The organism is Aminivibrio sp. (assembly GCF_016756745.1).
Lineage (GTDB): Bacteria > Synergistota > Synergistia > Synergistales > Aminobacteriaceae > Aminivibrio.
The window spans coordinates 1-13676 of sequence record NZ_JAESIH010000080.1; the positions used below are offsets into that span (position 1 = coordinate 1).

Below are 13676 nucleotides of genomic sequence, written 5' to 3' on the forward strand. Positions count from 1 at the left end.
ACTCCCCGCCTGGTGATTGTCAACAGGGCAAAAAACACGAAGAAGATGAGCCCCCTGAGCTGGCTTGAGGGAGAAGAGAGAAAGCTCTCCCTCAAGGGAGGGGGCGGGAAGACGGTTTATTATCCTATGGATGTCCTGGAGGCGCCGGTACGGAGGATGCTCTACCGGTTCGCTCAGGACCCGGTGTTCAAGGGACTGCTGTGGCATTCCGTCCTTTTCCTGACTGACCTGTTGCATGCCCCCAGGTCGGTGTTCGACAAAAGCGAGATGGGCCTCCTTCCCGAAGGGAAGCGGCAGTGCCTCTGGCTGGCTGATTTTACCGATGGCGGCGGGAGGGGCTTCTTCCGCCCCTTTTTTCCCCTGTCGGAGGCGGAATTGGCCGTCTTCGGCGGGGAGCCCTCCGTCCCGATTCGGGGAGGAAAATCCGTGGCCGACCTGAAGAAGACCGGGATAACGAGAAAGCTCGCTTCCGTCTGCCCCGAACGGTGGTACGAGACGCCCCGGACTGCCGCCGCCGCGGTTCTGCTGGGCTTTTCCCTCGCCTGCGAGGAGAGCGGCGATTTTTCCTCCTTCCTGTGGAAGGCGGCCGACGGCGGAGTGATTTCCACAAGGGCTCTTTCGGCGGCGCCCGCGGACTCTTCCGTTTCGAGGTTCGCCGTGAAGATGGCCGGGTATGTGCGTCACTGGGCGGCACTGAAGTGTATTTCCCTGGAAACGGTCATCGATTCCTATGGCACGTTGAAGGAGAGGGGATTTGTCAGGAAGCGGCGGATGCAGTTCCCTGCGGGATCCATCGGGAACGTTGAATATACGGTCACCCTCTATGCCGACGGAAAGGGGACTCTGGCCGTGGGGTGCGTCCCCGGCCGGGCGACGGACCGGCACAAGGGGGAAAGGGTGTTCACTCTGCCCGAGGCGGTCTATGTCCAGGCGCTGCGGGACGATTCTTTCGGAGGAGTGGAGGACGGCTTTTTCACCCTGTCCACGCTGCTCCAGGCGAAGCTGTACGAGGGATGGCACCGCAGGATCAGGCGGTTCACCGATGTTTTTCTTTCGCCGGGAGGGTAGATATGGCAGAGGGAGGAAGGATCCGGATCGGAACCTGTTCATGGGCTGAGCGGGGGCTCATCGCCGGCGGATGGTACCCTCCTTCCGCCCGGACGGCCGCCGCGAGGCTGGAATTTTACGGGGCCGCCTTCGACACCGTGGAGGTGGACAGCACCTTCTACGCCATCCCCGAACAGGCATCGGTCTTCCAGTGGGCCGCCAGGACTCCTCCGGGGTTTTTGTTCAACGTGAAGGCCTGGGGGCTTTTTACCCGGCACTCGGTGAAATACGAGAACCTCCCCGAATGGGTGCGCCATGAAATTCCCCGGCCGGAGTCGGGGCGCCTCGATTTCCATGGTCTGCCCCGGGAGATTCGGCCTGTTCTCTGGAAACGGTTCACTTCCGCCCTTGAGCTCCTCCGGACCATGGACCGCATGGGCTACCTCCTGTTCCAGCTTCCCCCGAAGGTCTCTTTTTCGCCGGTGATGATGCGCTACCTCGAGCGGGTGGCGGAGGTTACGCCTCCTTTCCGCACGGCGGTGGAGGTGCGGAACAGGTCGTGGATGGAGAAGGGGAATCGGGAGTCCTTCCTTTCGCTGCTGAAGGGGGCGAACATGGCCTACGTGGCCGTGGACGAGCCGGAGCTCGACTGGACCGTGGGAAGGGAGTTCCCGGTGACGGCCACCTGGGGCGCCGTGGTGCGGTTTCACGGACGGAACAGGGAGGGCTGGATGAAAAAGGGGGCCCCCGTGGCGGAGAAGTTCCGCTACAATTACTCCGACGGGGAGCTCCTCTCCTGGGAGAGAGATGTCAGGAACGCAGCGGAGCAGGCCGGTAAGGTGTTCCTGATGTTCAACAACTGCTACCGGGATTACGCGGTGAAAAACGCCCTCCGGATGAAATGTCTTCTCGGCGTGGCCTGTTCTCCCGGGGAGGGGGTCCAGGGAGAATTTCCTTTTGAAGGATAAAGCTGATAATGATAGAAAATAAGAGCCTGTATATGGGAATCACCAATATTTCCGTCCCATAGAACGTAGTCGGTATTGATGAAAAGCACCCACAAGGGTAGAATACGATCAACGGGTTATCCGGACGGAGAGAACAGAAACGAGAAGCAAGTCAGGAAAAAACCGAAAGAAGCGGAAACAAGTCCAAGACAGTCTGTACCATGTTCCACCAGCACCGGAAGCTGCACCGAAAAGAACCGCAACAAAAGAAGTATGTAAGGGTATCTGCAGCAATTTCAAGGAGTTGGTTGTTTGACCAAGTGTCAGCGCCACCGCTCCGGATAACCCGCAAGCAATCGGAGGGGGATTTTTCCCCCTCCTTTTTTTTATTTTCCATCCATTCCGACAAAAAAGTGCTACTATTACACTGGAACACAATATCCGTCAAGGGGGGCTGTGCATGCGTTTTTGGGTTCTTTTCTGCCTGGTTTTTTTAATGTTTTTTACCGGTGTTTCCGGGCATACTCCTGCACTTGGGGCTGACGAGGCCCTGCTTCGGGGAGTCGTATACGACGAAGGGCAGAAAGGACTGCCCGGCGTCGCGATTTCCGTGTGGGACGGAAGACTGTCCTACAAGGCCGTTACTGATTTCGACGGGAATTTTACCATTCGGGGACTTCTTCCCGGAAAGCCCTTCGCCATCCGGTGGACCCCCCGGGGCGGCAATTCCGTGAAGGTGGACGCCATTACCTTTCCGCTGGAGGGAGACCTCCTCCTCTCCATGGATTACGGTTCGGTGGGCAGGGGAAATGTCTACACCGTGCGCCTCACGTCCAATCCCTCCACGGGGTACGGCTGGACGGTGCTTCACCAGGGGGTTGCCGTGGTGCGGCTGAAGGAAAATACCTTCCACGGAGAAGGGGACTCCTTCTCCGAGAGGGCCTCGACCAGAGGGCCCGGCACGGAGCTGTGGAAGTACGAGGGCATCGCCAAAGGGAAAACGGCCCTCATTTTCGGCTACCGTCGTCCGTGGGAAAAGGACACCACGCCGTCTCGGTACCATGTTCTTGCCATGACGGTGAGATAGTTTACGACGAAAGGCACATCAGGCAGCCCTTCTTTCCGAAGGCTGCCTTTTTTTTTATCCTGCGTCCCCATGAAGGCCTTCGCCAACGTATCATCTTTCATCGTCCTGTGGAGGGCGCTCCTTTTGAGGAGAAGCCGGAGCTTCCGGTCTTCTGCTCCTCCTTCCCCTGGTCCCGGTGCTATGGAGGCGATGAGGGAAGCAATAGCGCGAAAAAGGCGGGAGGCCCGGAACATTCGGGGCCTCCCGCCTTTTTGATCGTGTTTTTACTTCTTCCTTTTCATCAGCAGGCCGAGAGGGAAAAGGAGAAGCGCTACTGCAGGAACTGCCTCGCCTGCCGTGTTGCATCCGCCGCCGCCTCCGCTGCTGGGGGTTTCGTTTGCAACGGCAGCCTGGATGTCGAGATACCCCTCTGTGGAGACAATATCCGAGAGATTGTTTGTCCGTTTCACGTTTCCGAGGATTCTGCTCCGGATCTGGCCGGCCGATTCTGACGGAAACATGGCGGAAAGCAATGCCGCAGCACCGGCGACGTAGGGTGTTGCCATAGACGTGCCGTTCATTTCTTTGTATTCTCCGTTGTGGTACGTGCTCCAGATGCCGACTCCGGGCGCCGCAAGGTGAACGTATCGGGAACTGTAGTTTGCGAAATCCGGGCGTCTGTAGGAAGAATTTATCGCGGTCACGGTGATCATGTTGGAGTGTCTGAAACTGGCGGGGTAGGGGAGCTTATCCCTGTAGTCCGCCAATAGATCGTCCGGATTAGAAAGAATACCGCCCGGATTGCTGATGTCCTGATACTCGTTGCCTGACGCTACGGCCAGGATCACTCCCCGGTTTGATACGGCTTCACATGCGGTGTTCATGGCGTTGATGGCCGCCGCGTCGTTGGAAATAGATCTGTTCAGCCAGACGCCGAGGGACATGTTGGCGACCCGGATGTTCAGTCCCCGGCGTTTCTGGTCCGTCACGTACTCAAGCCCTGACACAAGGTTGTATATATCTCCGAGCCCCTCATCGTCCAGGACCTTGACTGCCAGAAGGCTCACCTCCCAGTTGACGCCGGCGACCCCGATTCCATTGTTCCCAACGGCACCTATAATACCTGCCACATGGGTGCCGTGGCCGTTGTCGTCCATGGGGTCATCATCATTGTTCAGGATATCTTTGCCAAGATGGCCGTTCAGGTCGCGTCCCATATTGTCCGCGAGATCGTCGTGGTTGTAATCGATTCCCGTATCGAGGACGGCCGCATACACGCCCCTGCTGCCTGTGGACCTGTCCCAGGCAGCAGGGGCACGGATGGCGGACATTCCCCAGAGGTTGCTGTAGCCTGGATCGTTCGGCGTTTGAGCGGCGTAAACCCTATAATTGGGCGACGCCGCAAGCACTGCAGGATTTCCCTCAAGGGCCTGCAGCAGTTCTTCCGTGGTCTTTTCCCCGCTTCTCAGAAGAACGATGTCCTTTCCTGTGACCTCCGCAATGGTTGGGGTGGAACTCACCGCCTGCGCCCCGGCCGACGCCGCCACGTTTGTCGCAGAAGCGGAAAGGGCTTGGCGGAATGCGGCGGCGCTCACAGATTCGGCCGAAACCGGGACCTTCAGGAGGACGAGGACTTCCCCTTCAGGGTAGTCGTTTCCTCCCGGGATCTGCGAGGCACCCGCCGTAGCGGCCAGGCCCAGAAGGACAACCAGGGCGACGATACTGCCGACTCTCTTCATTATTTCCACCTTCTTTCTGTTAGGTTTTTTAAAAAAGAACAGATCCTCTCCTTCCCATGCTCAAGATGCTCCGCGAACGCTTCGGGGATGATCCCTCCACTTCGTTCTGGGTGCTCTGCGAGCGCGATCGGGCGTGAAATGAACCCGGCTTCAGGACGACAAAGCGAGATCCTTCGGCCAATAACCCGGCTTCATGACGACAAAGCGAGATCCTTCGGCCAATAACCCGGCCTCATGACGACAAAGCGAGATCCTTCGGCCAAAAATCCGGCTTCAGGACGACAAAGCGAGATCCTTCGGCCAAAAATCCGGCCTCAGGATGACAAACGTTACGGGCAAAGGGGTGACAGCTGTCTTTTCTACCAGCCGCCGCCGCCGCCGCCTCCTCCTCCTCCTCCGGACGAACCGCCGCCTCCGCTGCCGCTCGACGAGCCGGGAGCCTGGGAAGCCGACGCGATGGTGGACGACATGGAGGACGCCAGCGATGCCGCTGCGCCTCCCGCGTAGAAGGTCGCCGCGGAGGGACCCGAGTACCATTCGGGCTGGTACTGCTGCTGCCTGAGGATTTCCTCGAATCGGTTCGCCCACGTCTCCGCCGTGTCCAAGGCGAAAGCGTAGGGAAGAAGCCTTTCAAAAACCTCCGGCGTTTCCTCCGGCGGGTTGAACATTTCCAGCCGGTGCCGCTCGGCGGTGCCCATGTACATGGCCAGGCCGTCCGCCTCGCCCAGCACGTCGTTTCCTTTCTCCGTCCTGACCGTCATGAGCTCACGGAAAACCAGTATTATGAGGCCGGTCGCCAGGGGCGGCACGAGATGCCATCCGCTCACCATGGTGATGGCGGCCAGGAAGAGGAGGGTGATAACCGTCGTGAATATGGCCGGTATGAAGGCCGTGATGATTTTCCGGAGAATGCGTCCTCTGCCCCGGATTTTTTTCCAGGCGATGGTATAGAGTCTGCCGGCGACGAGGATTCCGCCCACGGCAAAGGCGGAGAGCAGGGCGCTGTCCTCATGGCCTCCCCAGGCGAGAAGGGCGTAGAGCAGGGCGGGGATGAGAAACCCCGCCGCCCAGATTGGGGTATTCTTCGAGAAAAGGGGCTTGGAGGCGGTTGACCAGGAGGCTTCCAGGGCATCCTTCGCCTTGCCGAGAATTTCATGATTGTATTGGACAAGGTGGAGCTCGTTTCCCCCCTGGCCGAAAAGGGTATTGAAAAGCCGGGATTCGTCATTCGACGGGGGTGTCTTCCAGCCTTCCTTCGGAAGAGGCAGAAGGGCGTAGCGCTTGCTGCCGAGCTTGGAAGCCAGGGACACCATGCCCCGTAAAAATCTCTTTTCGCCGATTTCGCCCTGCCGCTGCATGGACTCCTCGAGGGACATCTCTTCGATTTTGAGGAAGCCCTTGACGGCCAGGTTCAGGATTTCGGCGGTGAAGCAGGCGTTGTCCATGCCCATCCGCCTGACGAAGCGGAGGAACCCCGGCCCGTTGCCTGCCGAAGGGGCGAAGAGGGGGATCACCGGTTTTCTCGGGGGATCCTTTCCCCAGCGGATCCAGGCGAGGACGTAGTACAGCAGGAGGAGCAGGGGAACGCTCCAGAAAAATATGTTGCCGAAGCGGTCGAAGATGGCGAACCGCATGGGCGGTTTCGGCTTTTCCACGATGCCCTTGGGCCAGGTATAGGCCACGGTGAGGCCTTCTCCGGGGGCAAGGCGCCTGGTGGTCTCCACCGAGTTGTCGGGAAGGATGCGGGCACTTTTTCCCCGGGCTCCCTGGGGGCCCGTGTAGAAGTCGACGGACGAAAAGGGGACATTGCCCGGCAGCGAGGCGGAAAAGCGGGCTTTCAGGATAGGAAAGACCCATTCATTTCCCGTGACGTTCCAGTAGAGTTCGTCGTGTTCATCAAAAAAGCCGAGCTGGCCGGTGGTCACGTAGACGAGGGTGTAGGTCTGTTCGCCGAGAGGGGCGTTTCTTTTCGGGTCTCCGAGGTAGACCCGAACGCCGTTGGAGCGGGATTCGGTGCTGTAGGGAACCCGTTTTCCGTTGAGAAGGGCTTCTTCAACGGAAAATCCGACCCGGACGATTTTGCCGGAACTGTCTCTGTACGTGGTGGGAAAGTCCCGGAAAATGCCCTTCCGGATACGCCGTCCCTCTACACGGACGGTGATGTCCTCCCTCACTTCAAGGGAGGCATCCTCTCGGACGGAAGCCGATGAGGAATAGAGGAGAATGGCCTCCTCCGCCCGGGAAGGCCGGGGGAGGAGCACCAGGGCCAGCGCAAGGAGTGCCGGCGCGAGTTTGCGAAACAATGCCATGAATATGACTCTTCAGTCTTCGGTAAAGCCTAAAAAGAGACTTTCGGGGCGGCCTTTTCTTCCTCCGCGGCCTCGAAGTAGTCGGCCTTTTCGTAGCCGAACTTCTGGGCGATAAGCACTGCCGGGAAAGTGGCGATGGCGATGTTGTAGTCCCTCGCGGCTCCGTTGTAGTAGCGTCTGGACATCTGGATGTCGTTTTCGAGGGAGGCAAGCTGCTCCTGCAGCTGGAGGAAGTTCGTGTTCGCCTTCAGCTCGGGGTAGTTTTCCGCCACGGCGAAAAGGGTCTTCAGGGCACCGGAGAGCATGTTCTCCGACTCGACCCGCTCGCCCACGGACTTGGAATTGCTGACGGCCGCCCTGGCCTCGGTGACCTTTTCGAAAACTTCCTTCTCGTGGGAGGCGTAGGCCTTCACGGTTTCCACGAGGTTGGGAACCAGATCAAAACGTCTCTTGAGCTGGACGTCGATACCGCTCCACGCTTCGTTTTTGAGGTTCTGCATCCTGATGAGCCTGTTGTAGACGGAGACGGCCCAGAATACCGCGGCGGCGATTAGCGCGAGAAGAACCAGCAACACGATCATGAAAAAACCCCTCCCAGACGGAAAGATGGAATTAAAAAAACTTATTACCATTCTACACTAAAAAGCGGGCCGACCGGAAGGGATTTTCTTTGTTTTTTTGCCGGTGTCGGGAGAAAAGGTTGGGTTCCTCCCTCGTTATGCTCAGGACGGCAAAGCGAGATCCTTCGGCCAAGAGACCGGCCTCAGGATGACAAACGTTACGGGCAAACCGAGATCCTTCCCCTTCTGGGATGCTGCGCGATCGGCCATAAACCCGGCCTAAGGACGACAAGCCACTTTTGTCATCCTGAGCGAAGCGATCGCGAAGCATCCCGAGCACAGCGAGGGGAGGATCTCGCTTTTGTCATCCTGAGCGAAGCGATCGCGAAGCATCCCGAGCACAGCGAGGGGAGGATCTGGTTTTAGGGCTTTGAAGACCCTCAGAATCAAGCCCAGGTCCTTCGGCCAAGAGACCGGCCTCAGGACGACAAGAGCGAGGTCCTCCCCCTTCGGGGATGCTGCGCGATCGGCCAAGAGACCGGCCTCAGGACGACAAGGCGCTCGTGTCATCCTGAGCGCAGCGATTGCGAAACATCCCGAGCACAGCGAGGGGAGGATCTGGTTTTAGGGCTTTGAAGACCCTCAGAATCAAGCCCAGGTCCTTCGGCCAAGAGACCGGCCTCAGGATGACAAACCGAGGTCCTTCGGCCAAGAGACCGGCCTCAGGACGACAAACTGCTCGTGTCATCCTGAGGAGCGCAGCGACGATCGCGAAGCATCCCGAGCACAGAGAGGGGAGCTTTTCGCTTTTGTCATCCTGAGCGAAGCGATCGCGAAGCATCCCGAGCACAGCGAGGGGAGGATCTGGTTTAGGGCTTTGAAGACCCTCAGAATCAAGCCCAGGTCCTTCGGCCAAAAGACCGGCCTCAGGACGACAACACGAGGTTTCCTCCTCGCCATGCTCAGGACGACAAGGCGGGGTCTCCTACGACCCTTAAGAGCGAGATCCTTCGGCCAAAAGACCGGCCTCAGGACGACAACACGAGGTTTCCTCCTCGCCATGCTCAGGACGACAAGGCGGGGTCTCCTACGACCCTTAAGAGCGAGATCCTTCGGCCAAAAGACCGGCCTCAGGACGACAACACGAGGTTTCCTCCTCGCCATGCTCAGGACGACAAGGCGAGGTCTCTCGGCCCTTAGGGGCAAAGCGAGGTCCTTCGGCCAAGAGCACGGCCTCAGGACGACAAGAGCGAGGTCCTTCGGCCAAAAACCCGGCCTCAGGACGACAAGCCACTTTTGTCATCCTGAGCGCAGCGATTGCGAAACATCCCGAGCATAGCGAGGGGAGGATCTCTGGGTTGCGTCAAAGACGGAAACATAACCCTCCATCCCTGCCGGTTGTCATCCTGAGGGCGGCTCCACGCCCGAAGGATCTCGGTCTTGGTTTTTCGTCTCTTAGGGGCAAAGCGAGATCCTTCGGCCAAGAGACCGGCCTCAGGACGACAAGAGCGAGGTCCTTCGGCCAAGAGACCGGCCTCAGGACGACAAACGTTACAGGCAAGGCGAGATCCTCCCCCTTCGGGGATGCTGCGCGATCGGCCAAGAGCACGGCCTCAGGACGACAAACGTTACAGGCAAGGCGAGATCCTCCCCCTTCGGGGATGCTGCGCGATCGGCAAAGAGCACGGCCTCAGGACGACAAGAGCGAGGTCCTTCGGCCAAAAATCCGGCCTCAGGATGACAAGAGCGAGGTCCTTCGCGATCGCATTCGCTCAGGGTGACACCCCTTTAAAGATATCTCCGTATTTCGTCAAGGGACTTTCTTTTCTTCGGAGGGATGTAGTCCTCGTCGGGCGGGTAGCCGAGGGACATCATGAGGTCGATCTTCGCCTGCCGGGGCAGATTGAGTTCCCGCTTTACGGCCTTCTCGTCCAGCCAGCCGAACATGCAGGTTCCAAGACCCAGCTCCGCTGCCTGGAGGGCGAGGTGTTCGCAGGCAATGGCCACGTCCATGATACTGAACTGGATGCCCCGGAAAAAGCCCCCCATGGACGCAGCGTACCCGGATCGTTCGGTGAGGACGGTGATCAGCACGGGAGCGTTGGCCGCGAAGGAGTTCATGGAATAGATTCCGCTGAAGGCCGCTTTCGCCAGAGAAACCACTTTTTCAGGGGTGTCGGCCGCCAGGAAGGTCCAGGGCTGGGAGTTGCAGGCCGATGGGGCGAGCCGGGCGGCCTCGAGGCATTTGTCGATGACCGCCCGGGCTACGGGGAAGGACGAGTATTTCCGGAGGCTGTACCGTTTTCTCACCAGGTCGACGAAATCCATGAGACTTCCTCCGGCCTCAGATCGTGGGGGCGTTGTAGATCAGGTAGCCCGCCGCGACGAAGAGAAGGAGGCCGCTGATTTTTCCGAGCCGGGCGGCGGTTTTTCCGCCGCCGCCGGAGAAAAGGCGGGAAAAGGCGTCCGTGGCGCTGCCGGCGGCGATGATCACCGTGCAGTGGCCGGCGCCGTAGGCTGCCACGAGGAGCAGTGCCCGGATGATGTCGGTTGCGGCGGTTTTCATGGCGAGGAAGATGACCGGGGCCGAATAGGCGAAGCTGCACGGTCCGAGGGCCAGGCCGGAAAGGGTCCCGAGGGCGAGGGCCCCCCGGTAGCCCGTGTGCTTTGTCGTGGGGCCGGAGCCGCCCCGGAACCACGGCATCTTGACCAGTCCGAGGAGGTGGAGGCCGAAGAGGACGAAGACTCCCGCCACGATGTAGTTGGTGTAGCGGTCGATGCCGCCGAGAAAGACTCCGGCGGACGTGAGAAGCCCTCCAAGGAAGGCGAGGTTGACGAAGACGCCGAGGGAAAAGACCGCGGAGATGCGGAAGGCCGACCAGAAGGTGGGGTTGTCCGAGTCGCTCACGTAGCCCACCACCAGCGGTATTGTGGCGATGCTGCACGGGCTGAGGGTCATGCCCAGTATTCCCCAGGCGTACAGGGCGGCGTATGCCGCCGCCCCGTCGCCGTGGAATACGCCGTAGAGAAATTCATACACGCCGCCCATGACCCTGCGTCAGTTTCCTTTCTCCATTTTGTAACCGAGGCCGGCCCAGTGCTTCTCCAGGGCGTCGAGGGGCATGTACCCCACCCTCTTGTCGAGCATCTTTCCCGCCTCGTCAAGGAAGACGAGGGTTGGGACGTACCGCACCCGGTAGAGCTTGGCCACGTCGGGGAACTCCCTGACGTTTACTATCTGCACCTCGATCATATCTCCGTGCTTTGCCGAAAACTGGTCCAAAACTTTGGACATCTCAGCGCAGGCCGGTCAGCCCGGAGACATGAGATCCACGAGTTTCGGGCGGGCGGTTTCGGCCGCGTATCCGGTATAGGGAAGCAGCAGAACCACAGCGAGAGCGGCAAAGATGAGGAAGAGCCGGTTGATTGTCATTTTTCATCCCCCCTGGGTGTATTTCGGTATATGAAACTGGAGCATTATTGTAGCTTCCGGAGGAGGGGGCGGTCAACGCAAAATATGGCGGATTTTCCCTTTCCGGCGAATTTTCGGTAGAATGGCGGAGCGGAAGGGGAGTGGATTGAGTGGAACAAAAGAACTGCCGGGAGGAAAATTTCTTTTTTGATGAGCTCGTGGCGCTCCGGAGAAAGCTCCACGCCTGTCCGGAGCTGGATTTCGACCTGAAGGAGACAGCGGGGATCGTGGGCGGAGAGCTCGATTCCCTGGGCATTCCATGGAGGTTCGTCGCCGGAAGCGGCATTGCCGCTCTCTTGGAGGGAACGGGGCCGGGACGGACGGTGCTGCTGCGGGCGGACATGGACGCCCTGCCGGTGGAGGAGGAAGGGGACGACCCCTGGAGATCGAAGTTTCCGGGCAGGATGCACGCCTGCGGGCATGACGTCCACACGGCATGTCTCCTGGGGGCGGCCGGGCGGCTGACGGAACAGCGGGGTAATTTTGCCGGACGGGTTCTTTTTGTCTTCCAGCCCGCCGAGGAGACTTCCGGGGGCGCCCTTCCCATGATCCGGGACGGTCTGCTGGAGGAACCGGCGCCCGACGGGGCTTTCGCCCTTCACTGCGATCCCTCCCGCCCCGCCGGTACGGTGGGGGTTCACCGGGGGGCCTTCAGGGCGGCGTCGGACATGTTCGACTGCGTGGTCAGGGGGAGGGGGACCCACGGTGCGGAACCCCACAGGGGCGACGACGTGATCGCCGCTTCCTGCAGGGTGGTGACCGCACTCCACGAGCTGGTGGGGCGGACGGTGTCTCCGGCGGAGCCGGCGGTTCTTTCCATAGGTTCCTTCCACGGGGGAAGCGCCAGAAACGTGCTGCCCGAGAGGGCCGAATTCTCCGGGATCCTCCGCACGCTCAGGGAGGAAACGAGGATCGCCCTGAAGGCGAAGATCCGGCGGACGGTGATGAACATCCCCGATGTCCTCGGCGCCGTGGGGGAAGTGTCGTTCACCGAGGGATATCCCGCCCTCGTGAACGATCCCGGGCTGGCCGACCTTGTGCTGCGGGCTGCCGAAGGGGTTCTCGGGAAGGAGAACGTTGCGGTCCTCACGGAGCCGAGCATGGGCGTGGATGATTTTTCTTATTTCCTGCAGCGGATTCCGGGGTGTTACTTTATGCTCGGTACCGGCACGGGGAAGGGAGAGGACGCCCCTCTCCACAGCCCCCGGTTCCGTCCCGACGAGCGGTGCCTGTCTGTCGGGACGGACGTGCTGGTCCGCACTGCCCTGTCTTTTCTGGCGGGAGATTACCAGAAATAGTCGAAGAGCTGCCCCATGGGGAAGCCCGAGATCATCGACCTGCCGAACCGGGAGTACAGGTTCCGCTTTCCGTCGGCCAGCGCCTGGGGAGCGAGTCCGAGGCGGATGGATTGGGATGCCTCGATATAGGCGGCAAGCTTGTCGCAGGCCTCGATGATCCGGCCGTCGAGAGGGTTCAGCCCGTCCCTGTTCTGTTCTTCCCCGATGTCGCCGTCGAGGAGCGCCGGAACGTCCACGCCCCCCGGACAGATCTTGTTCCGGAATTCGTTCTCGGTGAAGTACCGGATTTCCTGTCTCCATCCTTCGGGGAGGAGGGGGAGGATCCGCTCCTCCATGGCCTGCTTCTCATAGGCCTTGATGAGGTCGTCGAGGCCCTCCACGGAGTTTTTCACCGGGGAGACGATGTCCCGGGTCAGTACCTCGGGAAGGTCGTGGAGCAGTCCGCCGAAGAAGTTGTTGTACTTCCTCCTGGGGCAGGCGCCGATCTCCATGGAGATGAAGTAGGCGAGGACCGCCACGAAGAGCAGGTGCCCCAGGACCGATGTCTGGGGTATCCGGGGGGTCTGGGCCCACCGTTTCTGGAAGCCCAGCTGCCCCACCAGGGAGACGAAGCCCCAGAGGCCCTTGTCCCGGTCGGGCAGTTCCCTGGCGGCGAGCATTTCGTCCACCGCCCGCAGGTCCCGGTGCTCGTTGATCTGTCTGGAGATCTCTCCCCTGGTCTGCTCGATGCCGAACATGGACTTGGTGCTGCTCCAGTGGTAGATGAAGTCGAATTCCCATTTTGTGGCCAGGTAGTGGGCCGCCCGGAGGCTTTTGCGCTCCAGGGAGAGACCTCCGTCATGGAGGAAGTATGCCCGGAATCGGGCGGCGAAGTCCGGGGACAGACCCTCGAGATCTGGGGCGAGCCTGTCGGCCACCCAGGAGTTGAGCTTTTCCCTCTGCCCGGGGTCCTGCATGAGCTTGTGGAAGACGGGGGGCTTGATGTCTGTCAGGACCACCCTGTGAAGGAACTCGAAGATTCCCCCCTCGATGAGGGCCGTCCAGTCAATGTCCTGTCGCCGTTCTTCCCCCTCGTACCGGGCGATGACCCACGCCATGATTATCTTGTGGGCCTGTTTTCCCAGCTCGGTGAAGGCGGCGGGGTGGGGGTGGTCGTTCCACCGCTCCATGCTGGCGGCGGAGAAGACGAGTTCGATAAGGGAGCGGGTTATCACGGGGCATGTCCTCCTTTGCCCGGC

Annotated in this window: 11 protein-coding genes and 1 pseudogene; 4 read left to right on the forward strand and 8 right to left on the reverse strand. The window is 60.2% G+C overall.

The window, feature by feature from the left end:
• From JMJ95_RS13115 to JMJ95_RS13125, 3 genes are all read left to right on the forward strand, one after another.
• On the forward strand, positions 1–1068 hold a 1068-nt coding region (locus tag JMJ95_RS13115), incomplete at its 5' end, for a hypothetical protein (protein ID WP_290686177.1).
• A gap of 2 nt (positions 1069–1070) precedes the next feature.
• On the forward strand, positions 1071–2015 hold the full coding sequence (locus JMJ95_RS13120) for a DUF72 domain-containing protein (RefSeq protein ID WP_290686180.1): 945 nt from the start codon (positions 1071–1073) through the stop codon (positions 2013–2015).
• A gap of 439 nt (positions 2016–2454) precedes the next feature.
• Positions 2455–3081, forward strand: coding sequence for a protease inhibitor I42 family protein (locus JMJ95_RS13125; protein WP_290686182.1), 627 nt, complete (start codon positions 2455–2457; stop codon positions 3079–3081).
• 263 nt (positions 3082–3344) lie between these two features.
• On the opposite strand, the gene JMJ95_RS13130 is transcribed toward JMJ95_RS13125, so the two are convergent.
• From JMJ95_RS13130 to JMJ95_RS13160, 7 genes and pseudogenes are all read right to left on the reverse strand, one after another.
• Positions 3345–4799 (reverse strand): S8 family serine peptidase, encoded by a 1455-nt coding sequence (locus JMJ95_RS13130; RefSeq protein ID WP_290686184.1) that lies wholly within the window; start codon positions 4797–4799, stop codon positions 3345–3347.
• Between the two features lie 359 nt (positions 4800–5158).
• Positions 5159–7108, reverse strand: coding sequence for a DUF2207 domain-containing protein (locus tag JMJ95_RS13135; RefSeq protein WP_290686187.1), 1950 nt, complete (start codon positions 7106–7108; stop codon positions 5159–5161).
• A gap of 29 nt (positions 7109–7137) precedes the next feature.
• On the reverse strand, positions 7138–7689 hold the full coding sequence (locus tag JMJ95_RS13140; protein WP_290686190.1) for a LemA family protein: 552 nt from the start codon (positions 7687–7689) through the stop codon (positions 7138–7140).
• A 1767-nt stretch (positions 7690–9456) separates the two neighbouring features.
• Positions 9457–9996, reverse strand: coding sequence for a nitroreductase family protein (locus tag JMJ95_RS13145; protein ID WP_290686193.1), 540 nt, complete (start codon positions 9994–9996; stop codon positions 9457–9459).
• Positions 9997–10012: 16 nt separating this feature from the next.
• A complete protein-coding gene (locus JMJ95_RS13150) occupies positions 10013–10717 on the reverse strand; it encodes a cytochrome c biogenesis protein CcdA (protein WP_290686196.1) in 705 nt (234 codons plus the stop codon).
• Between the two features lie 9 nt (positions 10718–10726).
• Positions 10727–10966 (reverse strand): annotated as a pseudogene (locus JMJ95_RS13155) (thioredoxin family protein); the annotation flags it as partial.
• A gap of 12 nt (positions 10967–10978) precedes the next feature.
• On the reverse strand, positions 10979–11101 hold the full coding sequence (locus tag JMJ95_RS13160; protein WP_290686201.1) for a hypothetical protein: 123 nt from the start codon (positions 11099–11101) through the stop codon (positions 10979–10981).
• A 149-nt stretch (positions 11102–11250) separates the two neighbouring features.
• Here JMJ95_RS13160 and JMJ95_RS13165 point away from each other — a divergent pair, with 149 nt between their 5' ends.
• Complete coding sequence (locus JMJ95_RS13165) at positions 11251–12438, forward strand: M20 family metallopeptidase (RefSeq protein WP_290686203.1); 1188 nt, start codon at positions 11251–11253, stop codon at positions 12436–12438.
• Here JMJ95_RS13165 and JMJ95_RS13170 read toward each other — a convergent pair.
• Positions 12426–13676 (reverse strand): HD domain-containing protein (locus JMJ95_RS13170; RefSeq protein ID WP_290686206.1); only part of this gene is annotated, 1251 nt, incomplete at its 5' end. The two genes, JMJ95_RS13165 and JMJ95_RS13170, sit on opposite strands and share 13 nt — an antisense overlap.